General features: G+C 67.4%; 19 protein-coding genes. 13 read left to right on the top strand and 6 right to left on the bottom strand.

The features are described 5' to 3' along the window. Positions 1 to 2 precede the first annotated feature (2 nt). The 7 genes from CEY08_RS24605 to CEY08_RS24635 all read left to right on the top strand — a co-directional run bounded on the left by CEY08_RS24605 (position 3) and on the right by CEY08_RS24635 (position 8,163). On the top strand, positions 3 to 3,692 hold the full coding sequence (locus CEY08_RS24605; RefSeq protein ID WP_076813914.1) for a DUF802 domain-containing protein: 3,690 nt from the start codon (positions 3 to 5) through the stop codon (positions 3,690 to 3,692). Then, positions 3,689 to 4,339 (top strand): OmpA family protein, encoded by a 651-nt coding sequence (locus tag CEY08_RS24610; RefSeq protein WP_076813916.1) that lies wholly within the window; start codon positions 3,689 to 3,691, stop codon positions 4,337 to 4,339. The genes CEY08_RS24605 and CEY08_RS24610 overlap by 4 nt, the downstream gene beginning before the upstream one ends. Further along, complete coding sequence (locus tag CEY08_RS24615; RefSeq protein WP_076813918.1) at positions 4,329 to 4,976, top strand: DUF2894 domain-containing protein; 648 nt, start codon at positions 4,329 to 4,331, stop codon at positions 4,974 to 4,976. Before CEY08_RS24610 ends, CEY08_RS24615 begins: the two co-directional genes overlap by 11 nt. Positions 4,977 to 5,077: 101 nt before the next feature. Next, positions 5,078 to 5,323 (top strand): ParD-like family protein, encoded by a 246-nt coding sequence (locus CEY08_RS24620; RefSeq protein WP_042793868.1) that lies wholly within the window; start codon positions 5,078 to 5,080, stop codon positions 5,321 to 5,323. After that, positions 5,324 to 6,115: a type I methionyl aminopeptidase gene (map, locus tag CEY08_RS24625; protein WP_042793869.1), complete on the top strand. Its 792-nt coding sequence runs from the start codon at positions 5,324 to 5,326 to the stop codon at positions 6,113 to 6,115. Between the two features lie 109 nt (positions 6,116 to 6,224). Then, a complete protein-coding gene (locus CEY08_RS24630) occupies positions 6,225 to 7,445 on the top strand; it encodes an MFS transporter (RefSeq protein WP_076813920.1) in 1,221 nt (406 codons plus the stop codon). A 94-nt stretch (positions 7,446 to 7,539) separates the two neighbouring features. Beyond that, the gene (locus tag CEY08_RS24635) at positions 7,540 to 8,163 is read left to right on the top strand and encodes a glutathione S-transferase family protein (protein ID WP_076813923.1); all 624 of its coding nucleotides are present in this window, start codon (positions 7,540 to 7,542) and stop codon (positions 8,161 to 8,163) included. Between the two features lie 28 nt (positions 8,164 to 8,191). Here CEY08_RS24635 and sodC read toward each other — a convergent pair whose 3' ends face one another. The 4 genes from sodC to CEY08_RS24655 all read right to left on the bottom strand — a co-directional run bounded on the left by sodC (position 8,192) and on the right by CEY08_RS24655 (position 12,689). Then, positions 8,192 to 8,716, bottom strand: a complete 525-nt coding sequence (sodC, locus tag CEY08_RS24640) for a superoxide dismutase family protein (protein WP_063639914.1) — start codon at positions 8,714 to 8,716, stop codon at positions 8,192 to 8,194. A 149-nt stretch (positions 8,717 to 8,865) separates the two neighbouring features. Further along, positions 8,866 to 10,185, bottom strand: a complete 1,320-nt coding sequence (locus CEY08_RS24645) for a DUF445 domain-containing protein (RefSeq protein WP_076813925.1) — start codon at positions 10,183 to 10,185, stop codon at positions 8,866 to 8,868. A 61-nt stretch (positions 10,186 to 10,246) separates the two neighbouring features. Further along, positions 10,247 to 11,635 (bottom strand): GntP family permease, encoded by a 1,389-nt coding sequence (locus tag CEY08_RS24650; RefSeq protein WP_063962359.1) that lies wholly within the window; start codon positions 11,633 to 11,635, stop codon positions 10,247 to 10,249. Positions 11,636 to 11,759: 124 nt separating this feature from the next. After that, complete coding sequence (locus CEY08_RS24655) at positions 11,760 to 12,689, bottom strand: LysR family transcriptional regulator (protein ID WP_063639918.1); 930 nt, start codon at positions 12,687 to 12,689, stop codon at positions 11,760 to 11,762. 203 nt (positions 12,690 to 12,892) lie between these two features. Between CEY08_RS24655 and CEY08_RS24660 the strand changes: the two genes are divergently transcribed. Genes CEY08_RS24660 through CEY08_RS24685 form a run of 6 tightly spaced genes read left to right on the top strand, consistent with a single transcriptional unit; the run spans position 12,893 to position 21,541 of the window. Further along, the gene (locus tag CEY08_RS24660) at positions 12,893 to 15,010 is read left to right on the top strand and encodes a 3-hydroxyacyl-CoA dehydrogenase NAD-binding domain-containing protein (RefSeq protein ID WP_076813928.1); all 2,118 of its coding nucleotides are present in this window, start codon (positions 12,893 to 12,895) and stop codon (positions 15,008 to 15,010) included. A 26-nt stretch (positions 15,011 to 15,036) separates the two neighbouring features. Further along, positions 15,037 to 16,218, top strand: coding sequence for an acetyl-CoA C-acyltransferase (locus tag CEY08_RS24665; RefSeq protein WP_076813931.1), 1,182 nt, complete (start codon positions 15,037 to 15,039; stop codon positions 16,216 to 16,218). A gap of 8 nt (positions 16,219 to 16,226) precedes the next feature. After that, entirely contained in the window at positions 16,227 to 17,423 is a 1,197-nt protein-coding gene (locus CEY08_RS24670) for an acyl-CoA dehydrogenase family protein (RefSeq protein ID WP_042793875.1), read from the top strand. A 9-nt stretch (positions 17,424 to 17,432) separates the two neighbouring features. Then, entirely contained in the window at positions 17,433 to 18,566 is a 1,134-nt protein-coding gene (locus CEY08_RS24675; protein ID WP_076813935.1) for an acyl-CoA dehydrogenase family protein, read from the top strand. Between the two features lie 15 nt (positions 18,567 to 18,581). Next, a complete protein-coding gene (locus tag CEY08_RS24680; RefSeq protein ID WP_076813937.1) occupies positions 18,582 to 20,513 on the top strand; it encodes an acyl-CoA synthetase in 1,932 nt (643 codons plus the stop codon). A 41-nt stretch (positions 20,514 to 20,554) separates the two neighbouring features. Beyond that, positions 20,555 to 21,541: a tripartite tricarboxylate transporter substrate binding protein gene (locus CEY08_RS24685; protein WP_076813939.1), complete on the top strand. Its 987-nt coding sequence runs from the start codon at positions 20,555 to 20,557 to the stop codon at positions 21,539 to 21,541. A gap of 19 nt (positions 21,542 to 21,560) precedes the next feature. On the opposite strand, the gene CEY08_RS24690 is transcribed toward CEY08_RS24685, so the two are convergent. Further along, on the bottom strand, positions 21,561 to 22,175 hold the full coding sequence (locus CEY08_RS24690; protein ID WP_076813941.1) for an ABC transporter ATP-binding protein: 615 nt from the start codon (positions 22,173 to 22,175) through the stop codon (positions 21,561 to 21,563). Positions 22,176 to 22,231: 56 nt separating this feature from the next. Further along, positions 22,232 to 25,291, bottom strand: coding sequence for an autotransporter family protein (locus CEY08_RS24695; RefSeq protein WP_076813943.1), 3,060 nt, complete (start codon positions 25,289 to 25,291; stop codon positions 22,232 to 22,234). Positions 25,292 to 25,431: the final 140 nt, after the last annotated feature.

The raw sequence follows: 25,431 nt of genomic DNA on the forward strand, positions 1-25,431 counted from the left end.
CTATGTCCAAATATCTGACTAATCTCGTTGTTTTCTTGGCGGGTCTGGCCGTCGTGGGCTGGATCGGCATGGGCTATGCGGGCAGCAACCCGCTGGCGCTGGCCGTAACCTTGCTGATTGCCGTCTGCTACCTGACGGGCGCGCTCGAATTGCTGCGCTATCAGCAGGCAACCTCTGCGCTGACGCGCGCCTTGTCGGACCTGACCGATGCGCCGGGCAACCTGGGATCCTGGCTGGACAAGCTGCCGCCTGCCCTGCGCAACGCGACGCGCCTGCGCATCGAAGGCGAGCGCGCCGGCCTGCCCGGCCCCGCCCTGACGCCGTATCTGGTCGGCCTGCTGGTGCTGCTGGGCATGCTGGGCACGTTCCTGGGCATGGTCGTGACGCTGCGCGGCACCGGTCTGGCACTGGAAAGCGCAACCGACCTCGCCGCCATACGCGCCTCGCTCGCCGCGCCGGTCAAGGGTCTGGGCTTCGCGTTCGGCACCTCGATCGCCGGCGTGGCCAGCTCCGCGATGCTGGGCTTGCTGGCGGCGCTGTGCCGCCGCGAACGGGTGCGCGCGGCCCAACTGCTGGACAGCAAGGCCGCGACCACCCTGCGCGTGTACTCGCAGGGCTATCAGCGTGAAGAGTCCTTCAAGCTGCTGCAGCGCCAGGCCGAAGTGATGCAGCGCCAGGCCGAGTCCATGCCCACCCTGGTCGAACAATTGCAAACCATGATGAACGGCATGGCGCAGCAGAACCAGGCCCTGAGCGACCGCCACATGGCCAGCCAGGATGCGTTCCAGAGCAAGGCCGAAGCGGCCTACTCGCGCCTGGCCGCCGTCATGGAGCAATCCATGAAGGAAACCGTGGCGCAGAGCGCGCGCTCGGCCGGCGCCGCGCTGCAACCGGTGGTTGAAGCGACGATGGCCGGGCTGTCGCGCGAAACCGCGTCCTTGCAGGACACGGTGGCCGAGGCCGTGCAGCGCCAACTGGAAGGCCTGACGGCGAACCTGCAGGCCACCACCAGCAATGTCGCCGATATCTGGAACCAGGCTTTGGCCGGACAGCAACGCGCCAGCGAGGCAATGTCCCAGAACCTGCGCGCCTCGCTCGAGCAGTTTGCCCAAACCTTCGAACAGCGCTCGGCCGCCTTGCTGGACAGCGTTTCCTCCCGCCTGGAAGAGTCCTCCGGCAGCATGTCCCAAGCCTGGACCCAGGCGCTGTCGCGCCAGGAACAGGCCAGCGAAAAGCTGGCTGGCGACAATCTGCAGGCCTTGACGGCGGCGGCCGCCAGCTTCGAACAGCACTCGGCCTCGCTGCTGCGCACCCTGAACCAATCGCATACCCTCCTGCAATCCGAACTGGCTTCGCGCGACCAGCAGCGCCTTGCCGCCTGGACCGAAACCCTGGGCGCCATGGGCGCCACGCTGCGCCAGGAGTGGGAACAGTCCGGCGCGCAGGCCGCCCAACGCCAGGAGGCCATCAGTGCCACGCTGGCGCAGGCCGTGCGCGACATCACCGCGCAGGCGGAAGTCCAGGCTCAGCTGCTGGAAGGCGTGTCGGCCCGCATGGAAGCGGCAGCCAACGGCGTCTCGCAACAATGGGCCAGCGCCCTGGCCCGCCAGGAACAGGCCGGCGAAAAACTGGCCGACGACAATCGCCAGGCACTGGCCGCCGCAGCTGCCACCTTCGAGCAGCATTCCGCTGCCCTGCTGCAGACGCTGGACCAGTCGCACGCGCAATTGCAGGCCGCGCTGGCCTCGCGCGATCAGGAGCGCCTGGCCGCCTGGACCGGTACGCTGACCGCCATGGCCACGACGCTGGGCCAGCAATGGCAGCAGGCCGGCGCCGACACGGTGGCACGCCAACAAGCCGTCAGCGACACGCTGGCCCAGACCGCCCGCGACATCACTGCCCAGACCCAGGCCCAGGCCGGCTTGCTGGAAAACGTATCGGCCCGCCTGGAAGCGGCGGCCGGCAGTGTTACGCAGTCCTGGACCGAGGCGCAGACACGCCAGGAACACCTCAACGCCAAGCTGGCCGGCGACAACCAGCAGGCGCTGGAAACCGCCGCAGCGGCCTTCGAACAGCATGCCGCCACCCTGCTGCAGACGCTGAACCAATCGCACGCCGAACTGCAGGCCGCGCTGGCTTCTCGCGACCAGGAACGCCTCACCGCCTGGACCGGCACGCTGACCGCCATGGCCGCCAAGCTCGGCCAGGAATGGGAACAGGCCGGCACCCAGGCCGCCCTGCGCCAGCTGGAAGTCAACGACACACTGGCCCAGACCGCGCGCGACATCACCGCCCAGACCAAGGCCCAGGCCGATCTGCTGGAAAACGCCTCGGCCCGCCTGGAAACGGCGGCCCACGGCGTCACCCAGGCCTGGACCGATGCGCAAGCGCGGCAGGAGCAGGCCAACGCCAAGCTGGCTGGCGATAATCAGCAAGCGCTGGAAGCGGCCGCCGCCGCGTTCGAACAGCACTCGGCGGCCTTGCTGCAAACGCTGGAGCAGTCCCACGCCGGGTTGCAGGACACCTTGGCCTCGCGCGACCAGGAACGCCTGTCCGCCTGGACCGGCACCCTGACCGCCATGGCCGCCAAGCTCGGCCAGGAGTGGGAACAGGCCGGCACGCAAGCCGCCCTGCGCCAGCTGGAAGTCAACGACACACTGGCCCAGACCGCGCGCGACATCACTGCCCAGACCCAGGCCCAGGCCGACCTGCTGGAAAGCGCCTCGGCGCGCCTCGAAACGGCGGCCAACGGCGTCACCCAGGCCTGGACCGAAGCGCAGGCACGCCAGGAACAGGTCAACGCCAAGCTGGCGGGCGACAACCAGCAGGCGCTGGAAGCCGCGGCCGCCGCCTTCGAACAGCATTCGGCCGCGCTGCTGCAGACGCTGGAACAGTCGCAAGCGGATCTGCAAACCGCGCTGGCGGCCAAGGACGAAGCGCGGCTGGACGCCTGGACCGGCAAGCTCGGCACGATCGCCGACACGCTGCGCACCGAATGGGAACACACCAGCGAATACACGGCCAACCAGCAGCAGCAGATCTGCGACACCCTGGCCGTGACCGCGCAGGACATCAGTGCCCAGGCCCAGGCGTCCGCCAACGACACCATCGCCGAAATCGGCCGCCTGGTGCAGGCGGCCTCGGAGGCGCCGCGCGCCGCCGCCGAGGTCATCGGCGAACTGCGGCAGAAACTCTCCGACAGCATGGAGCGCGACAACGACATGCTGGAAGAACGCAACCGCCTGCTGGAAACACTGGGCACCCTGCTGGACGCCGTAAACCATACCGCCGCCGAACAGCGCACGGCGGTGGACGCGCTGGTGTCCTCGTCCGCGGATCTGCTGGACCGCGTCGGCACGCAGTTCACCGACCAGGTCCAGGCCGAAACCGGCAGGCTGGCGGAAGTGGCCGCGCAGGTCGCGAGCGGCGCGGTCGAAGTGGCCAGCCTGGGCGAATCGTTCGGCGCCGCCGTGCAGCTCTTTGGCGAATCCAACGACAAGCTGGTCGCGCATCTGCAACGTATCGAAGCGGCGCTGGACAAGTCCATCGCGCGCGGTGACGAACAGCTCGCCTATTACGTGGCGCAGGCCCGCGAAGTCGTGGACCTGAGCATGGTGTCGCAGAAGCAGATCATCGAGAACCTGCAGCAACTGGCCAGCCAACGCGCCACGGCCGGAGCGGAAACGGCATGAGCGAGGACATCGACGGCGGCGTGGAGCCGACAGTCCCGGCCTGGGCCGTCTTCGGCGACCTGATGTCGGTGCTGCTGGGCGCCTTCGTGCTGATCCTGGTCAGCGTCGTCGCCGTGCAGCTGCAGCTATCCACCCAGCTCGAGGAAGAGGTCAAGCAGCGCCAGGAAGAAACCCAACGCCGCGAGACACTGGAACAGGCGCTGGCGGGCCCCTTGGCCGCCGGCCGCGTGACCCTGATCGACGGCCGCATCGGCATCAGCGGCAGCGTGCTGTTCGCGCTGAACTCCGACCAGTTGCAGCCCGAAGGCCGGGAAGTCCTGAAGACCCTGATCGAGCCGCTGTCGGCCTATCTGAAGTCGCACAACGAAATCCTGATGGTCAGCGGCTACACCGATGACCAGCAGGTGCGCGAAGGCAACCGCCGCTTCGCCGACAACTGGGACCTTTCGGCGCAACGCGCCCTGACCGTGACCCGCGCGCTGATCGACGAGGGCGTCCCGTCGTCCGCGGTGTTTGCCGCGGCCTTCGGTTCCGAGCAGCCGGTGGCCTCGAACAATGACGAGGAAGGCCGCGCCAAGAACCGCCGGGTGGAAATCGCCCCGATCCCCAAGCCCGCCAGCGACGCCGGGACATCGCATGGCCAGTGACGGCACCCGCGGCGAGCTCGTCGGCGCCCGAGCCATGCTGGACGCCTGGCGCGAAGCTGGCGCGGACCGCGTCGCGCCCGTCCGCTTCCAGTTCATGGACGCCCTGGAGCGCCGTGCCGCGGCGCACGGCGGCGAAGCCCGCAGGCTGCTGGACGGCAAGCTGGCGGCGCTGATCCAGGCCTATGAGTCCGAACTGGATAGCGCCCGGGACCCAGACTCGACGCCGAACCGGCCTGCCGCCGCGACGCCAGAACCCGGCCCGCTGGCCGCGCTGACCGCCTACATGGCCGATCCCGGAGCTGATGCGCGCGGGACCACAAACCTGCGCGCCTCCTACCCCGAACTGGAGTCGCTCGAGTACTTCCGCAGCGTCTGGTCGCGGGTCAGCGCCGATCGCCAGGTCCGGCAGTCGCAGGAACAGGTGCACAAGAACGCCGGCCCGCTCAACTCCAATCAGCTGGTGCACCGCGCGCTGTCCCTGATGCGCGAGGTGTCGCCAGGCTATCTGCAGCAGTTCCTGTCCTATACCGATGCGCTGATGTGGCTGGAGCAGGTGCACGCGGCTCTCGCACCCCCTCCCAGGGAGGCCGCCCCCCGCGCGGGCGCCAAGAAAACGGCGCGCGGCAAAGGGCGCTAACGCGGGTCGCCACCGCCTCGCGGCCCGCTCGATTTGCGCCTGCCCGGCCATCGGCAGTAAGATACGTTCCATATACAAACCATATATGGATCATTCACTCCATGGGCATCGTCAAGATTTCCGAGCAGATGCATGAGAACCTTCGCGTCGCCAGCGGCGCGCTCAGCCGCTCCATCAACTCTCAGGCCGAACACTGGATGCGCATCGGCATGCTGTCCGAGCTCTATCCCGAACTGCGCCACGCCGATATCTGCCAATTGCTGATCCGCATCGAACAGGCAGAAGGCTTTGCCATCGCCTCGCTGTCCCAAGGGCTACCGCAATCCGCCCAGCAGGAGGCCGCATAAATGGCAAAGAAGGTTTCCATCAAATCCGCCGCCGACATCGAAATGGCCCGCAAGGCCGGCGCCATGGCGGCGGAAGTGCTGCACATGATTGCCGAGCATGTCCGTCCGGGCGTCACCACCGATGAGCTGGACCGCATTTGCCACGACTACATCGTCAACGTGCAAAAGGCCATTCCCGCCAACGTCGGCTACCACGGCTTTCCCAAGACCATCTGCGCCTCGGCCAACCACGTGATCTGTCACGGCATCCCGTCGGCCAAGGTGCTGAAAAACGGCGACATCCTCAATATCGACGTCGCGGTCATCAAGGACGGCTGGTTCGGCGACACCAGCCGCATGTACTACGTCGGCCAGCCCAGCCCGCTGGCGCGGCGCCTGGTCAACACCACTTATGAAGCCATGCGCGCGGGCATCATGGCGGTCAAGCCGGGCGCCACGCTGGGCGACGTGGGCCATGCCATCCAGACGGTGGCCCACCGCGAGCACTTCAGCATCGTGCGCGAGTACTGCGGCCACGGCATTGGCCAGATCTACCACGACGATCCGCAAGTGCTGCACTACGGCCGTCCCGGAGAAGGCCTCGTGCTGCAACCCGGCATGATGTTCACCATCGAGCCGATGATCAACGCCGGCAAGCCCCAGACCAAGCAGTTGCCCGACGGCTGGACCGTGGTCACCAAGGACCGCTCGCTGTCGGCGCAATGGGAACACATGGTGGTCGTGACCGAGACAGGCTACGAGGTCCTGACGCCCTGGCCGGACGGCTTCGGCGACTATCCTCCCATTCCCTGATCCCGTGGCGTGACGCCCCACTCAGCCTTGCCCGTGGCAAGGAACGGAGTGCGGACAGGCAAGGGCACGATCATGATCGTGCCCTTGCCGTTTCCGCCATACGCGCTCCATGTCCGCCCTGCCCTCCGCATTCCGCCGCCTCGCCGCCTCTAACCTGGCCGCGCAATTCTCCGAACAGATGGCGCTGGCGGCCGCTCCCCTGGTGGCGGTACTGGCGCTAGGCGCCAGCGCCGCTGAGACGGGCTATCTGCAAACCGCCCAAACCCTGCCGTTCCTGCTGCTGTCCCTGCCCGCCGGCGTGCTGGCGGACCGGATATCGCGGCGCACGTTGATGACCGCCGCCGAATGCGTGCGCGCCGCCAGCCTGCTGGGCTTGCTGGCGTTGCTGGCCACGGGCGGGCTCAGCCTGGGCTGGCTGGCGGCGCTGGGATTTCTTGGCGCGGTCGGCACGGTCGCCTACAACGTCGCGGCCCCCGCGCTGGTGCCGCGGCTGGTCGCGCCCGCCGAACTCGCCAGCGCCAACCGCTGGCTCGAACTGGCGCGCAGCACCGCCTTCTCCGCCGGCCCGGCGGCCGGCGGGGCGCTGGTCGGCTGGATGGGCGCGCCGTCGGCCTACGCGCTGGCCACCGTGCTGTCGCTGCTGGCGGCGGGGCTGCTGGCGGGACTGCGCCACGACACGCCGGGACCGGCGCAGCGCCGGCACCTGCTGGAGGAACTGCGCGAAGGCGCGGCCTTCGTCCTCACGCACCCGCTGCTGCGCCCGGTACTGGTGACCGCCGTGTTCTTCAACACGGCCTGGTTCGTGTTGCAGGCGATCTACGTGGCCTACGCGATCGAACGGCTGGGCCTGTCGGCCGCGGCCGTCGGCGTCACGCTGGGCGTATACGGCGGCGGCATGGTGGCGGGCGCCCTGCTGGCGCCCTGGCTGGCCCAGCGCCTGAGTTTTGGCGGCATGATCGCCGTCGGCCCGCTGGCAGCCTTGATCGCAAGCGGCATCCTGTTGTCCACCCTGGCGTATCCGTCCGGCGCCTGGGCGGCGGCGGGCTTCTTCCTGTTTGGCGCCGGCCCTATCCTTTGGACCATCACCACCACCACGCTGCGCCAGGCGATCACGCCCAACGTCCTGCTGGGGCGCGTGTCCGCCGTGATCCTGACCGCCACCTTCGGCGCGCGGCCCGTGGGCGCGCTGATCGGCGCCACGCTTGCCGCCCGGGTCGGCGTCGAGGCCTGCCTGTGGGTATCCACCGCCGGCTTTGCCGTACAGTTCGTGGTGCTGTATACCTCGCCGGTGCTGCGGTTGCGCAGCCAGCCCGAAGCCGGCGCCTGCTGAACGCTGTTGCGCACGGAAAAACGAAAATCTGTATCTGTCGGCGGCAGCGGCGGGCCGCTAGACTGCACCGGTCAGTCAACACGGTGCCGGCACGATGCTGAAAATCCTGGGTAAAGCCTCATCCATCAACGTGCGCAAGGTGCTCTGGACCTGCGCCGAACTAGGCCTGCCTTTTGAACGCGAAGACTGGGGTTCCGGCTTCCAGTCCACCGACGATCCCGCATTCCTCGCCTTGAACCCGAACGCCATGGTGCCCGTCATCCAGGACGGCGATTTTGTGCTTTGGGAGTCCAACAGCATCATCCGCTATCTGGCTGCGCAATACGGCGGCCAGCACCTGCACCCCGCCGAGCCCCGCCTGCGCGCCCGCGTCGACCAGTGGATGGATTGGCAAGCGACCGACCTGAACCGCTCCTGGAGCTACGCCTTCATGGCCCTCGCGCGCCTGTCCCCCGCGCACCGCGACGGCGACGCGTTGGCGGCATCCTGCCGCGACTGGACGCACACGATGGAAATACTGGACCGGCGCCTGGAGCAGGCCGGCGGCCACGTCGCCGGCCCCGCGTTCTCGCTGGCCGATATCCCGGTGGGCCTGTCGGTCAATCGATGGTTCCACACCCCATTCGACAAGCCCCGGCTGCCGGCTGTGGCCGCCTACTACGACCGGCTCGCCGAACGCGAAGGCTACCGGCTGTACGGCCGCAACGGCACGGCCTGACGCGGCACGGCCTGACGCAGTCTGCCTGCTACTTCACCACGCCGCAAACCAGACGGCCGCCCCCGCCGCCCAGGGGTGCGGGCGTATCGCTGTAGTTGTCGCCGCCCACGTGCACCATCAGCGCATGACCCTTCACGTCGGCCAGCTTCAGATGCGGCGCCACCACCGCCTTCTTGGCCGAGCCGTCCGCGGCAACCACGATGAACGGCAGATCGCCCTGATGGCCATCGGTGGCCATCGGCCCCTTGTGCGCCTTGGTGCCCTTGGGATCCAGGTGCCCGCCCGCAGCGCCGCCCGGCGCCATCTGGTTGTTCACCATGCCCGGCCCGCAGGAACCCTTTTCATGCACATGGAAACCATGCTCGCCCGGTGGCAGGCCCTTCAGGTTCGGCGTGAACTGCAGTCCGCCCTTGGTGTCCTTGAGGGAGATCGTGCCAGCGCTCTTGCCCACGCCGTCCACGCTCAGGAACGACATCGACACATTTTCCGCCAGCGCCGCGCCAGACGCGCCAGCCAACGCAAGCGCCGTGACCAGCATCGAGATTTTCTTCATGGAGTGCCTCCAAGATACGCGCCCGCGAGCCGCGGACGCCCGGTGGTGCATGACCGGCCCGTTGCCGCCCACGCCGAAAAAAACAATAGCATTCGCCTCCCGCGGTCCGCCAGCAATCTTCGTTCCTGATACAAACGCCACCCCGGGCATCACCCCCGCATCAGCAACACCACCGCATGCAAGCCCACCCCTATCAACCCGCCCACCAACGTCCCGTTGAACCGGATGTACTGCAAATCCCGCCCCACGCTCAGTTCCAGCTCGTCGACCAGATGCCGTTCATCCCAATTCTTCACCGTGCGGGAAATATGCTCCGTGACCCCGCTGCGCAACCTTCCGGTCAGGCGCCGCGCCCCGCCCAGCACATGGTTGTTGATCGCTTCCCGCAATCCGGGGTCTTCGCCCAGCTTGCGCCCCAAGGCCAGCAAGGCGTTTTCGAGATGCCGCGCCAGCGCCGAATCCTCGGCCGACAGATCACGCCGCAGCGCCGCGTGAATGTCATCCCATAGACCCTGCACGTACTCTTGCACCTTCGGATGATCGATCGCCCGCTGCTTCAGCGCCTCCACCTGCGCCGACAAGGCCGGATCATCCTTCAGCCGCCGGATGTAGTCCTGCACCCAGGCTTCGTAGTCCCGCCGCACCGGATGCCCGGGCTCGGACAGCACCTCGCGCAGTTCCTCCACCAATGCCCGCGCCAGCCGGTCCGCCAGATTGTCCGCGATGCCGTCCACCGACTTGACCACGTCCACCGCCGCAATGATGCGCGGCCATTCCTTCTTCGCGAACTTCACCAGCAGACTCGACGCCCGCGCCTTCACGTCCTCGTCACCCAGGTAGCCACCCAGCCGCTCCAGCGCGGCATCCAGCAGCTCCTGATGCCGCCCGTCACGGGTCAGCAGGCCCAGCACCTCGCCCGCGGTATCGGCCGCGTCCCAGCGCCGCAGATTCTTCACGACGAATTCCTGGATCACGCCGCGCACCGCCCGGTCATCCAATAGATCCAGGGTCTGGAGCGCCACATTGCGCGCGCCCTCGCTCAGGGCCCGCGCCTGACGCGGACGCGCCAGCCAGCGGGAAAGGCGCGCCGCCGGATCGAACACCCGCAGCTTCTCCATCAGCGTGTCCGGATCCAGGAAATGATCGCGCACGAAGACCGCCAGGTTGTCTCCAATGCGGTCCTTGTTGCTGGGAATGATGGCAGTGTGCGGAATGGGCAGGCCCATCGGCCGGCGGAACAGCGCCACCACCGCGAACCAGTCGGCCAGCGCCCCGACCGTGGCCGCCTCGCAGAACGCCCGCACCCAAGCCCAGGCGCCCTGCCCGCCCATCACATGGCTGGTAATGAAGCCGCTTACCATCGCCACCAGCAGAGCCAGCGCGGCGATCTTCATGCGCCGCAGCTGTGCGCGGCGCGCATCGGAAGCCAGCTCGGAATGCGTGGCGGCGAAATGGGGCGTGTCTGTCATGGGCTCTCCGGCGTGGACAGCCCCAGCATAACAATAGAGGCCGGCCGCCGGCCGGGCTGGATCAGCCCAGGGGCGGCAGCAGGTTGAACAGCAGGACCATGATGAGTCCCACCACGGAGACGATGGACTGCACTACCGAGATCGTCTTGGTGGCTTCGCCCATGGTCATGCCGAAGGACTCCTTCACCATCCAGAAGCCCGCGTGATTGGCATAGTTGAAGAACAGCGAACCGCAGCCGATCGACAAGGCGAGCAGCGGCAGGTTCAGGCTGGGATCGGCACCCGCCAGCGGTGCCAGCAGACCCGCCGCGCCCACGATGCCGACCGTGGCCGACCCCGTGGACACCGACAGCAGCATGGCGATCAGCCAGCCCAGCGCCAGCGGCGGCAGCGAGAACTGATGCGTCAGCTGCACGATGGCGTCGCCCACCTTGGCGCTGGTAAGCACCTGCTGGAATGCGCCGCCGCCCGCGATGATCAGCATGATGCCGGCAATGGGTTTGAGACTCTTGCCCATCGCGTCGCGCAGTTTTTCGGCATCCCCGCCCCGCATCAACACCAGCGTGAACGCGGCAAACAGCACGCCCAGCAGCATGGCGACCATCGGATCCCCAAGGAATGCCGCCACGCGCATGGCGCTGGAGCCCTTGGGCAGCAACATCTCGGCGCCCGCGTGCACCAGCATCAACAACGCCGGTAACAAGGCCGCCAGCACGCCCAGGCCGACGCTGGGCGGGTTACGGCCGGCTGCTTCCTGCCGGGTGGTGGTGAACTGCTCGAGCAGCGCCTCGTCCGGACGCGTCGTCATGCGCGGCGAGATGAACGCGCCATACAAGGGGCCGCCGAAAATCATGGCCGGCAGCGCGGCGATAAAGCCGTAGATCATGGTCGGCCCCACCGTCGTTTTCAACGTGGCGATCGCCGTCAGCGGCCCGGGGTGCGGCGGCACCATGCCGTGCATCGCAGCCAGGGCCGAGATCACCGGCACGCCCACGTACACGTAGGCCGAGCCCTTGAAGCGTTCCTGGCTTTCCAGCTTGCGCGCCACGCTGAAGATCAACGGCAGCATCACCACCAGGCCCACCTCAAAGAACATTGGTATGCCGATAACGAAAGCCACCAGGGTCATGGCCCAGGGAATCATGCGGGCAGACGTATGGCTGAGAATGGCATTGGCCAGGCGTTCGGTCGTGCCAGAATCCGCCAGGATCTTGCCCAGCATCGCACCCAGCGCAATCACCACGCCCACCGCGCCCAGAGTCTTGCCCGCGCCGTTGCTCAGGTTCTTGACGATGGCAACGGGCTCCATCCCGGTGGCGAACCCCACGCCGATAGAAACGATCAATAGCGCCAGCAACGGATGCATGCGGATGCGCGAGACGATAAGCGCAACCAGCACCAGCACGCTGGCCAGGGCGGTAAGAAGCAGTTGGATGTCGGAGGAGGACATGGACGGGCCTGGAAAAAGATGGGCGCGGCCCTGCGGCCGTTTGCCGTGAGGAAACGGGATTTTATTCCCGCCAAGCTGAACGCCCAGTCAGGAAACCCGCTCGACCGCGGCATGTCCACAGGCTTTAGCCCGCCGCGCCCAGCAATCCCGGCCGGCCCTCGTGGGCGGCCTGGGCCCGTTCCAGGATGAATTCGATGATCATCGCGATCGCCCGCGGGTGATGCCGGTTGGGCATGTACAGCATGTACATGCCGCGTCCGAAAATGCTCAGCCGCCACTGCGGCAGCGCGGCCACCAGATCGCCGCGCGCGATGTCGTCGTGGACCACGTAGTCCGGCACCACGCCCACGCCCAGCCCTGCCAGCGTCGCGTCGCGCAGAAACGCGTAGTTGCGCGAAATGACGGTCGGCTCCAACACCACGTGCTGCCGCGGCTGGCCGCCGTAGTAGGCGGAAAGCCGCAAGGGACGGCCGATGACCGCCGCGCTGATGATCGGCGTGCGCGTCAGGTCCTCCGGACGCTGCGGCAGGCCGCGGGCGGCCATGTAGGCCTGCGAGGCGCAGGCCACGTAGCGGACCTGGCCCAGTTCACGCGCAACGAGATTCTGGGGCGGCTCGGACATGATGCGCACGGCGATATCGACCTCGTCGCGCAACAGGTCATCAACGCTGTTCTCGAACAGCACGTCCAGCACGATATCGGGATAGGTGCGCTTGAATTCCAGCAGCCACGGCGTCATCACAAACTGGCCGTAGCCGCTGGGCACGCTCAAGCGCACTTTGCCCTGCGGCGTCTTGCCCAGGGTCTCGACGGACTCCCGGGCCGCCGCGAGTTCGTCCTGGATGCTGCGGCCATGCTGATACAGCTTTAGTCCTATTTCCGTGGGCTCCACATGCCTGGTGGTGCGGCGCACCAACTGCATGCCGACCGACCGCTCCAGCTGGTTCAGGTGATAGCTGACATTGGCGCGCGTCATCTTCAAGCGCCGCGCGGCCTCGCTGAGATTGCCCGCATCCAGTATTTCCACCAGCAATGTCAGGGATTTGGTGTCCATCGTGAGCCTCCGCGCCGATCCTGTGCACGGCGTGATTGTCAAATTTCTTTGACCTCAATGTCAATTATCGATGTCATTGTCAAGACTTCTTTACTGAGAAAGAATGGGCCAATAACAAGCGGGCCGCTCCTGGCCCATCAGCCCTGGCCTTTGCGGCAGTCGACTGCGGCGCGCTGAGGCAGGCCACAACGGAGACACTGTCCATGACAGACAGCGCAAGCACCGGCGCGGCCAGCACGCGCCGCTACGACGACATCCTCGTCGTTACCATCGACCACCCTCCCGTCAACGCCCTGAGCGCCGCCGTGCGCGGCGACCTGGCGCGCGTCATCCGCGAAGCGCAAGCCGATCCGCAGGTGCGTGCCGTTCTGCTCATGGGCGCGGGCAAGAACTTCATCGCGGGCGCCGACATCCGCGAATTCGGCAAGCCGCCGCAAGCGCCCATCCTGCCCGAGGTCTGCAACCAGATCGAAGCCAGCGCCAAGCCCGTGGTGGCCGTGCTGCATGGCGCGGCACTGGGCGGCGGGCTGGAGATCGCCATGGCCGCGCACTATCGGGTCGCCCTGGAGGGCGCCAAATTGGGTCTGCCGGAAGTGAACCTGGGCCTGCTGCCCGGCGCGGGCGGCACGCAACGCGCACCCCGCCTCATGGGCGCGCAGGCCTCCCTGGATCTCATGCTGACCGGTAAGCATCTGTCCGCGCGAGCCGCGCTGGAGGCCGGACTGGTGGACACACTGTCCAGCGATGCAGATCCCCTGGACGCGGGGCTGGCCTACACCCGCCAGTTGCTGGCCGTGGGCGCGGGCCCGCGCCGCAGCCGCGACGCCGGCGCGCTCGCTGACAAGACGGCGGCGCTCGCACAGGTGGAGGCCGCCGCCGAACGCGTCGCCGCGACCACCCGCGGACTGTATTCGCCCGCCAAGATCGTGGAGGCCGTGCGCGCCGCCATCGAGCAGCCTTTCGACGAGGGCTTGCGCACCGAACGCGCCCTGTTCCTGCAATGCCTGGACAGCCCCCAGCGCGCGGGTCTGATACACGCCTTCTTCGCCGAACGCGATACCGCCAAGATGCCGGGACAGCCTGCCCGGCCGCGCCGGCTGGAACGCATCGGCATCGTTGGCGGCGGCACCATGGGCGCGGGCATCGCCGTGGCGGCGCTGGACGCCGGCTTTCCCGTCACCATGGTCGAACAGGATGACCCCGCGCTGGAACGCGGCCGCGCGCGCGTCGCGCAGGTCTACGACCTGCTGCTCAAGAAGGGCCGCCTCACGCCGCAAGAGCGCGAAAGCCGGCTGGCGCGTTTCACCGGCGCAACGGATTACGGTGCGCTGGACGATGCCGATCTCATCATCGAGGCCGTGTTCGAGGACATGGCGGTGAAGCAGGCCGTGTTCGCGCAGCTGGACCGCGTCGCCAAGCCTGGGGCAGTGCTGGCCACGAATACCTCCTATCTGGACGTAGACCGCATCGCGGCTGCCACGCGCGGCCCCGCCGACGTGCTGGGCCTGCATTTCTTTTCGCCCGCCAACATCATGAAGCTGCTGGAAGTCGTGGTGGGCGAACACACCGCCGCCGATACAGTGGCCACCGGCTTTGAACTGGCGCGGCGCCTGCGCAAGATTCCGGTGCGCGCCGGCGTGTGCGACGGCTTTATCGGCAACCGCATCCTGGCCGTGCATCGCCAGGCGGCCGACATGATAATGGAGGACGGCGCTTCGCCCTATGAGATCGATGCTGCGGTGCGCGCCTTCGGCTACCCCATGGGTCCCTACCAGATGGCGGACCTGGCCGGCGGCGACATAGGCTGGGCCACCCGCAAGCGCCGCGCGCCCACCCGCGATCCGGCCCAGCGCTATGTGCAGATTCCGGACCGGCTCTGCGAACGCGGGTGGTTCGGGCAGAAGACCGGCCGCGGCTTCTACCTTTACCCGGACGGCGCGCGCCAGGGCGAGCAGGACCCCGAGGTCCTCGCCATCATCGCGGCGGAGCGCGCCCGCGCCCGCGTCACGCCGCGTTCCTTTACGCCAGAGGACATCCAGCGCCGCTACCTGGCCGCCATGATCAATGAAGCCGCCAATGTGCTGCTGCAGGGCATCGCGCAGCGTCCGTCCGACATCGACGTGGTGTTCCTGGCCGGTTACGGCTTTCCGCGGCATCGTGGAGGTCCCATGCACTACGCCGACAGCGTGGGGCTGGACCGCGTGCTGGCCGACATCCGCGGCTACGCGCAAGAGGACCCCGCCTTCTGGAAACCGTCTCCCCTGCTCGTGCAATTGGCCGATTCCGGCCGCAATTTTGCCAGCCTGAACCAGACCGCCTGAACCCCGCTACCAGACAGGAAACCGCCATGCGCGAAGCCGTCATCGTCTCCACTGCCCGCACGCCCATCACCAAGGCCGGACGGGGCGAATTCAACCTGATCGCCGGCCCCACATTGGCCGCGCATGCGGTGCGCGCCGCCGTCGACCGCGCCGGCATCGACCCCGCCCTGATCGAGGACGCCTTCATCGGCTGCGGCTACCCGGAAGGCGCGACGGGCCGCAACGTCGGTCGCCAGGCCGTCATCCGCGCGGGCCTGCCCGTCACCGTGGGCGGCGCCACCATCAACCGCTATTGCGCCTCGGGCCTGCAGGCCATTGCCTCGGCAGCAAGCCGCATCGTCATGGATGGCGCGCCCGCCATGATTGCCGGCGGCGTGGAACTGGTGTCGCAGATCCGCACCCGCGACGACGGCGTCAGCGGCATGGACCCATGGATCGTGGCCAATAAGCCCGAACTCTATCTGCCCATGATCGAAACCGCGGACATCGTGGCGGCCCGCTACGGCATCTCCCGCGAAGCCCAGGACCGCTACGCCGCGCAAAGCCAGGCACGCACCGAAGCCGCGCAAGCCGCCGGCCGCTACCAGGAAGAGATCATTCCCGTCACCACCACCATGTCCGTCACCGACCGCGCGACGGGCGCCGTCAGCGAGCGCGAGGTCACGGTGGATCGCGACACCTGCAACCGGCCCGGCACCACCTACGACGCCCTGGCCTCGCTTGCGCCCGTGCGCGGCGCCGGCCAGTTCGTCACGGCGGGCAACGCCTCGCAATTGTCCGATGGCGCCGCTGCCTGCGTGCTGATGGAGGCCTCGGAAGCCCAGCGCGCCGGCATCCGGCCGCTGGGCGCGTTCCGCGGACTGGCGATCGCGGGCTGCGAACCCGACGAAATGGGCATCGGCCCGGTCTACGCCGTGCCCAAGCTGCTGGCGCGCCACGGCCTCAAGGTGCAGGACATCGACCTCTGGGAACTGAACGAGGCCTTTGCCTCGCAAGCCCTGTACTGCCAGGAAAAGCTAGGCATCCCGATGGACCGCCTGAACGTGGACGGCGGCGCCATCGCGCTGGGCCATCCATTTGGGGTCACGGGCGCCCGCCTGGCCGGCCACGTACTCATTGAAGGCCGCCGCCGCGGCGCCCGCTATGCCGTCGTCACCATGTGCGTGGGCGGCGGCATGGGCGCGGCCGGCCTGTTCGAAATCTACTGAGGATCCCCATGGACCTGGAATTCACCCCCGAAGAAAACGCCTTCCGCGACGACGTGCGCGCCTTTCTCGCCAACCGCCTGCCCCAACGCCTGTCTGCCAAGGTCGAGCAAGGCAAGCTGCTGACCCGCGCCGACATGGCCGAATGGCATGCCATCCTGAACCAACAGGGCTGGCTGGCCAGCCACTGGCCGGTCGAATACGGTGGCACGGGCTGGAGCACGGTGCAGAAATACATCTTCGAAAACGAATGCGCGCTGGCGGGAGCGCCGCGCATCGTGCCATTCGGCCTGAGCATGCTGGGCCCGGTGCTGATCAAATACGGCACCGAGGCACAGCGGCGCCACTGGCTGCCCCGCATCCTGGACGGATCCGACTGGTGGTGCCAAGGCTATTCCGAACCCGGCGCGGGCTCGGATCTGGCCTCGGTCAAGACCACGGCAGTACGCGACGGCGACAGCTACATCGTCAACGGCCAGAAGACCTGGACCACGCTGGGCCAATACGCCAACATGATCTTCTGCCTGGTGCGCACGTCGCAGGAGGGCCGCCGCCAGGAAGGCATCAGCTTCCTGCTCATCGACATGACGAGCCCCGGCGTGGAGGTCCGCCCGATCATCACGCTGGACGGCGAGCACGAAGTCAACGAAGTCTTCTTCTCCGACGTGCGCGTCCCCGCCGCCAACCTGGTGGGCGAGGAAAACCGGGGCTGGACCTGCGCCAAGTATCTGCTTACCTACGAACGCACCAACATCGCCGGCGTCGGACAATCAACCGCGGCGCTCGCCCGCCTGAAAGCCGTCGCCCAGCGCCAGCGCAAGAACGGCCGCCCGCTATCCGAGGACCCGGACTTCGCCGCCCGCCTGGCGCGCGTGGAGATCGAGCTGGCCAATATGCGCACCACCAACCTGCGCGTGGTGGCGGCCGTGGCGGGCGGCGGCGCGCCCGGCGCCGAAAGCTCGATGCTGAAGATACGCGGCACCCAGATCCGCCAGGAGATCAGCGCGCTGAACCGACGCGCGATGGGCCCTTACGCCCGCCCCTTTGTGCCCGAAGCACTGCACGACGGCTACGACGCGCCGCCCGTCGGGCCCGAGGGCGCGGAAAGCGCCGCCGCGCAGTACTTCAACAACCGCAAGCTGTCGATATTCGGCGGCTCCAATGAAATCCAGAAGAACATCATCTCCAAGATGATCCTGGGACTGTAAAGGCCGGCCATGAACTTTGAACACACCGAAGACCGGCGCATGCTCTCCGACATGCTGCGCCGCTTTGTCGCCGAACAGAGCGACTTCGCCACGCGCGACCGCAACGCCCGTTCGCCGCGCGGCTACAGCCTGGAACTGTGGCAGCGCTATGCCGAACTGGGCGCCATCGGCGCGTTGTTCGCCGAGGCGGACGGCGGTCTGGGCGGCACCGGATTCGATATTTCCGTCGTGTTCGAGGCGCTGGGCCGCGGCCTGGCGGTCGAACCGCTGCTGGACGCGCTGATGGTCGGCAGCGCCATCGCCGCCGCGGGCACGCCGGCGCAACGTGAAGCACTGGAAGGATTGATCTCGGGCGCCCTGACAGCCTCCCTCGTCCACGTGGAACCTGGCTCCGGCTACGAACTTGCGCACATTGAAACCCGTGCCGACCGGGGCTCCGACGGCTGGGTGCTCACTGGCGTCAAGGGGGTGGTCACGGCAGGCGAACATGCCGACCTGTTCCTGGTTGCGGCCCGCAGCGCGGGCGGCCCGGACGACGAAGCCGGCATCAGCCTGTTCCTCGTCAGCGCGGGCACGCCCGGCCTGACGGCCCGCGGCTACGGCCTGATCGATGGCGGCCGCGCCGCGGAACTGGTGTTCGACGAGGTACGGCTTTCGCCAGAAGCCCTGCTGGGCGAGGCCGGCGCCGGCTATCCGCTGCTGGAACGCGCTGCCGGCCGCGGCATCCTGGCCTTGTGCGCCGAAGCCGTGGGCGCGATGGACTGCGCGCGCGATGCCACGCTGGAGTACCTGCGCACGCGCCGCCAGTTCGGCGCGCCCCTGGGCAGCTTCCAGGCGCTGCAACACCGCATGGCCGACGTACTGCTGGAGATCGAACAGGCGCGCTCGGCCGTGATCAATGCCGCTGCGGCCCTGGACCACCCCGACCGCGTCAGCCGCGAACGCGCGCTGTCCGCGGCCAAATACACCATCGGCCGCATCGGCACCCTGGTGGCCGAGGAAAGCATCCAGTTGCACGGCGGCATCGGCATGACCTGGGAGCTGCCGCTGGCGCACTACGCCAAGCGTCTGGTCATGATCGACCACCAGCTCGGCGACGAAGACCACCACCTGCGGCGCTACATTGCGCTGGGGCAGGCTTGAACGGAGGCCCGCGCAATGACCCAGGCTCTCGCTGCCCCGCCCCTGTCGCCCCCTTTTGCCGCGCCGTTTGCCGTGCGCAGCGCGGCGGACGTGCAACGGCTGCAGGCCCGGCCGTTGGCCGAAACGCTCACGGTGCACAGTACCTATGAGATCTTCCGCAACTCGGCTGCGGCCTTCGGCGACAAGACCGCGCTGACTTTTCTGCGCAGCGCCGACCCGGGCGACGCGCCGGTGCGCTGGAGCTACCGTGAACTGCTCGCCGGCATCCACCAGACCGCCAACCTGCTGCGCGAACTGGGCATCGGCCCGGAGGACGCGGTCGGCATTCTGCTGCCTGGCTGCCTGGAATACCACCTGGCCCTGTGGGGCGGCGAAGCCGCGGGCATCGTCCAGCCGCTGAACCCCTTGCTGGCGGAAGACAAGCTCGCCTCCCTCATGACCACGGCGCGCGCCAAGGTGCTGATCGCCTATGGATCCGACGTGGAGTGCGGTTCCTGGTCCAAGGCGCTGCGCCTGCGCGAACGCGTGCCCACGCTGCGCACGCTGCTGCGCGTGGCGCCGCTGGATGAGCCGCCCTCGGCCCGCCCGGCGCTGCCCGACCAGACGCTGGACTTCAACGCCGCGCGCGCGGCGCAACCGGCGGATCACCTGGTCAGCGGCCGCGAGATCCGGGGTGGCGACGTAGCCGCGTATTTCCATACCGGGGGGACCACCGGCGCGCCCAAGTTGGCCATCCACACGCATGCCAACCAGGTCTTCAGCGCCTGGGCCGCGGTGCAATTGCAGAACGCCGGGCCCGATGACGTGGTCATCAACGGCTATCCGCTGTTCCATGTGGCCGGTGTGCTGCCAGCCTCCCTGGCCGCGCTGTCGGCGGGCGTGGAAACCGTCATCCCCACTACCCTGCTGCTGCGCAACCGCGATGTACTGCGCAACTACTGGCGCCTGGTTGAACATCACCGCGCCACGTCGCTGCAAGGCGTGCCCACCATCCTCGCGGCGCTGGCGGAAATCCCTCTGGCGGGCGCCGACATTTCGTCGCTGCGCTACTGCCGCACCGGCGCCGCGCCCCTGCCCGCCGAACTGGCGGCCCGCTTCAAGCGCCTGTTCGGACTGCACGTCAATGAAAGCCTGGGCATGACCGAAATGGCCGGCATATCGACCATCTCGCCGCCGGGCTGCGAGTTCCCGGTAGGCTGCGTCGGCTTTCCCCTGCCCTATGTGCAAGTCCGGATCGTCGGCCTGGACATGCCTGCTGGCACGCCGGCGCGCGACCTCCCCGCAGGCGAGCCCGGCATGGTGCTGTTCAAGGCTCCCAACGTCATACCCGGCTTTCTCGATCCCGAGGACACCGCGCGCGCCTTCACCCCGGATGGCTGGTTGATCAGCGGCGACGTGGGCTACCTGGACGAGGCCGGCCGCCTGCACCTGCAAGGCCGCGCCAAGGACCTGATCATCCGCAGCGGCCACAACATCGATCCCAAGACCATCGAAGACGCGCTCGCCACGCACCCCGCGGTGCAGCTATGCGCCGCGGTCGGCGCGCCCGACGCCTACGCAGGCGAATTGCCGATCGCCTTCGTCACGCTGGCGGAAGGCGCCCAGGTCGAGGAAGCCGACCTGCTGGCCCATGCCGCCACGCACGTGGACGAAAGCCCCGCCCGGCCCAAACGCGTCATCGTGCTGGAAAGCATGCCCATGACCAATGTGGGCAAGATCTACAAGCCCGACCTGCGCCGGCTGGCCACCGCCGTGTCGGCCCAGGCCGTGATCGCGCGCGCGCTGCAAGATGCCGGCCTGGCCGACGACGGCGACCTGTTCCGCGTCGATACCCAGGCGCAGCCCGAGGTCGCGGTCCTGGCCAGCGCCCGCGCAACCGAACCGTTGAAGGCCGCCCTGCGCGACGCGCTGGCGCGGCTGCCGGTCAAAGTCGTCCTGCGCGACTGAGCAGTCCCCCCACACACAACAACAACCCAGGAGACAACCCCATGACCCACCAGCCTTCGCGGCGTGCCTGCCTCGCCGCCATCCTGCTCTCGATGGCCGGCGCCGCCCTGCCGTTCGCCGCCATCGCACAAGCCACGTTTCCCTCCAAGCCGATCACACTGATCGTGCCGTTCCCGGCCGGAGGCTCCACCGACCGGCACCTGCGCATCGTGGCGCAGGACGCCTCCAAGTACCTGGGCCAGCCCGTGATCGTCGAGAACCGGCCCGGCGCCGGCGGCACCCTGGGCCCGGCCACCATGGCCAAGACCGCCAAGCCCGACGGCTACACGATCAGCCTGTACACCCTGGCCATGCTGCGCATGCCCTACATGCAGAAAAGCAGTTGGGACCCGATCAACGACTTCAGCTTCATCCTGGGCCTGTCGGGCTACACCTTCGGTTTCACCGTCCGCGCCGACTCGCCCTACAAGACCTTCAATGAATACATCGAAGCCGCGCGCAAGGCGCCCGGCACCATAGATTACGGTTCCACCGGCGTCGGTTCCTCGCCCCACCTTCTGATCGAGGAAGTCGCCATCAACGCCAAGGTCAAGCTGAACCACGTGCCTTTCAAGGGCAATGCCGACATGCAGCAGGCGCTGTTGGGCGGCCACGTCATGGCCCAAAGCGACGCCACCGGCTGGGATCAGTTCGTCGACTCCGGCAAGATGCGCCTGCTCGTCACCTTTGGTGAAAAACGCACCACGCGTTGGCCCGACGTGCCCACCGCCCAGGAGCTGGGCTACAAGGTCGTGTCCACCTCGCCCTATGGCCTGGCCGGGCCCAAGGGCATGGATCCTGCCGTCGTGAAGACGCTGCACGACGCGTTCAAGAAGGCGTTGTTCGACCCCGCCAGCATGGACGTCATGAAGCAGTTGAACCAGGAGCCCGCGTACCGCAACAGCCAGGACTACAAAGAATGGGCGCAGGCCACTTACGTCAAGGAAAAAGGCCTGATCGAATACCTGGGTTTGATGGCGAAGGACTGAGCTGGCTCGCGGACCGCGCCTAGCGCAGGTCCGCGACCTTGACCGACCGGGCCTCGCAGGCCTGGACCAGTTCGGGATCGTGGCTCGCGAACAGCACGACCCTATCCCGCCCCCAGGTCTTGAATTGCTCGGCCAGCACGGCGCGCGCCTGCGCATCCAGCCCGTTGCTGGCGCCGTCCGCGATGATGACGGCCGGGCCGCCCAATGCGGCGGCCGTCAGATAGACCTTGCGACGCGTGCCTGTCGACATCTGTTCAAAGCGCTTGTCCAGATGCGGTTCCAATCCCAGCCGGTACGCCAGGTCGAGCACGTCCGCGGTCAGCGGCACGTTCTTTTCGGCTGCGACCCGTTCCAGCAATCCGCGCCCCGTCTGCGCGGGCTCCGCCATGCAATTGTCGGGCACATAGGCCAGACGCGCCCGGGCTTGCGCGGGTTCCTGCGCCAGGGAATGCCCGTCGATCCAGACGTCCCCTTCATCCGGCAAGACAACGCCCGCGATGATGCCCAACAGAGTGGACTTTCCGGTGCTGTCTTCTTCGCACAGCGCCACGCAACCGGGCGTGAACGCGTGGGTCAGCCCCTGGAAGACGAGATGGTCGCCGTAGCGCTTGCTGAGATGGTCGATGCGTAGCATGGCCGGGAGTGTACTTCGGCCGCCCAAGCGCCTACAAGACCGGCGCCGCCGTCTTCCTACCACGTGTACTTCACCCCTATGCGGCCGGCATATTGGTGATAGTCCTGCGCGCCCCATGAACCGGCCACGTTGACCCAGCCCGTCCAGCCCTTGGTGAAATCCGCATGTACGCCCAGCTTGAGCTCATAGCGGTCTTTCGGATAGAGATCGCCCACCGGCAGCTGGTTGAATGACACGGAGCTATCCGTGCTGCTGTGCCACCAGTTCAAGGTTGCGAACGGCTGCGCCTTGCGGCCATTGCCCAGATCGAAAGTGGAATGGGTGCGTACGCCCAGGCGCGTGATGGTTCCATGGGAGTCCGCGCCACCCACGCGCGTGCCGTTGGATTCCGTCAGGCTGTCCGTGTCCGAGCTCACATAGATCAACTGCGCCTGGGGTTCGAGCACCCAATCTCCGCGCAGCTTGAACGCATAGCCGGTCTCGGCGGACACGGCCCAGGCGCGGGAATCGTAGTCCACGCGCGGCAGATCGGTACCCATCACCCGGTTGTTGTACCAGCCGTACTGGAACCAGGTGTCCACATAGGCGCCGAGCTTGCTCTCATCGTTCTGGAACCAGGTGCCATACACCCCCGCGCTATAGCCTTGCACCCTGCCCTTGGCCTTGTAGGGGTTGCCGTCGGCGCGGGCCGTGCTGTCGGCGGAGCCATAACCCACCATCGCGCCGACATGCAGGCGGTCGGTATCCGAGAACAGCTTCCATTGCGCCACATCGCCGCCGCCTTGCAGCAGGAACATGTCGGTGCTGACGTCGAAGTTGCCGTCGCGGCTATGCGAGCCTTCCCACTTGCCCACCGCACGCAGCCAGAGCGCCCGCCGCTTGCTGTCCTGGGATTCAAACTGCTGGGTTTCGATGAATTGCGGTTCTCCCAGGCGGTCGTGCATGCTCTGCACGAACATCTGACCGACCAGCCGCTGGTTCGCCAGGTAGGCGGCCACTTCGGGCCGGTATAGCGGCTCCGGATCCGGCGGAGTCGGCGGCACCGGAGGCGTGGGCGGCGCGGGCGGCACAGGCGGTTCTGGTGGCACCGGAGGCGGGTCCGGCTCTTTCTCGGACCTCAGGTACCAGCTTTGATCGGCCGGCGCGCTTGCCGAACCCTGGTACAGCCGGTATTCATATGGACCTGCCACGGCCCGGCCAGCCAGCGCGAACGCGCCCGATCCGGAAACGCCGCCATTCACCACCTGGACCACCTGTATCCCGCTGGCCGTGGTCAGCGCGCCGGGCCCGCCCGCGTTCTTGATGCGCAATTGCGACGCGCCGGTAGCGCTGCCGCCATCGATGACCAGCTTGTCCGACGGCGAGCTGTCATCGCCCAGATAGGTATTGAGCGCGATGACGCCATCGCCGCTGTAGTTGCGCACCGTCAGGGTCTTGTATGCCCCTGCCTGTGGCGGCGTGAAATCGATCAGGCTGGGGTCATTGACCAGATTGGTGATGGTGGAGTTGCCGGTCAGCGTCCAAGTGGAATCCACCAGCGTTACGTTCGATGTACTGCCCGTCTCCGTGACCGCCGCGCCCGTCAGGGTAGCGTTGCGCGCCATCACATTGGCTGTGGCGGGCGAGCCGGCAAGCGCGCCGGTCGCATTGAGGCCGACCGGATTGCCGGCTTCTGGCGCCAGACTGGGGTCTATGCCACGCAGTGCGCGGGTCCTGCTGCTCAGCAGGGAACCGGAACTGGCGACCTGCAGCCAATTGGTGGCGCCCTGGACGGTCGTGCCGTTCAGCTCGATGTTCGCCACGCCCCCGTCCGCCCCGATGGCCGTCCCGGCCGCGCTGGTGATGTTGCCGCCGTTGATGGTCGCGCCCTGCGTGCCCGTATCGCTGGTGAGCAACAGGCCGATGGACTGCGCGCCGTTCACGCCGATCGTGCTGCCGGTCGCGGCGAAGTTCGATGTGCCGGCCACGACCACCCCATGCGCCTGCGCGCCGGATGTCCGTACGGAGCCATCGTCGAAAACCACGCTGCTGGCCGCGCCTTGCGCCAGGATCCCGAACCCGCCCTGGCCCGTGGTGACGATGTTGTTACGCGTGGCCTGGAAGACGGTGGCCGGCTGGCCGGAGCTCGTGTAAGCGTACAGGCCTACCGCGTCGGTACCTCGGGTTTCGACCTGCAAGTCCGCCAACTCGGCACGCGATCCGTCTATGCCTATCACGCCATAGGCATCCGCTCCTTCGGTAAGAATGCGCGCCGTCGAGCCGCCTTGCGGCGCCACGACCAGATGGTTGGTCGGACTGACGTAGCGGCGCAGGAACACCCCGCTGCTGTCCGGGCCCGTGGTGTGGATGTCGGTCGTGCCCTGCATCACGGCTTCCCCCACGCCCAGCATGTAGAAGCCGTCAGATGTCTGGCCTGTGGTGTTGATGCGTAGCGTGGACCCGGGCGCCGACGTGAATCGGCGCACGATCGAATCCGGATAGGTCAGGCTGTAGCCCAGTTCGACACCGCGTGCATACGTCCCGCCCGCCGTCTGCACGTCGAGAACGCCGCCGCCATCCAGCGTAATCGCGGTGTTGTTGCTGGTCATGATGCCCTTGGGCCAGGGGTTGCCGCCGGCCGGCGCGGTCTCGATCTTGAGGGTTGCGCCATTACCGACGGTTAACTGGCTCAGGGTGCCGAATGGCGTATGGCCCAGATTCACGCCCTGGAAGCCGCGTATCGTCACGTTGGAATTCGGCGCCAGCGAAAATGTGGCCCGAGAATTCGTGGTCGATTGCAATCCCAGGCCGGTGGCCGTCACCGTCGTAATGGTGACGTTGGTCCCGCTCTGGAAGTTGATATTGGCTGCCGCGCCATTGGTCGCGAACACCCCCAGATCGACGTTGCCGATGGCGATGTTGCCGGGACCGAAGTTCAACGTCGCGTTGCCGACCCGGATCGCCGTGCTCGAACCCGTGCCCGTTACGCTGTCACCACCGTTCAAGGTGAACGTCGTGCCGGCTGGAACGATGAATGGCGCGTAATTGGCGCCCCACGCCGTCGTGGCGGCCAGCGACATGGCGACGCCTATCGATCGGGAAAACAGAAGCTTCGGGGGAGATGCGTGGTGTGCCATCTGATTCGTCTCCGTGTAGACGTCCGCGCAACATGCGGGGACGCTATCAAACCAGACCCCGAACAGCCGGGGATAACGACGATAGACTTCGATACCTACGCCAAACGCCCTAATCCGGGCGTGTAATACGTGTAAATATT

The organism is Achromobacter insolitus (assembly GCF_002209555.1).
GTDB lineage: Bacteria > Pseudomonadota > Gammaproteobacteria > Burkholderiales > Burkholderiaceae_B > Achromobacter > Achromobacter insolitus.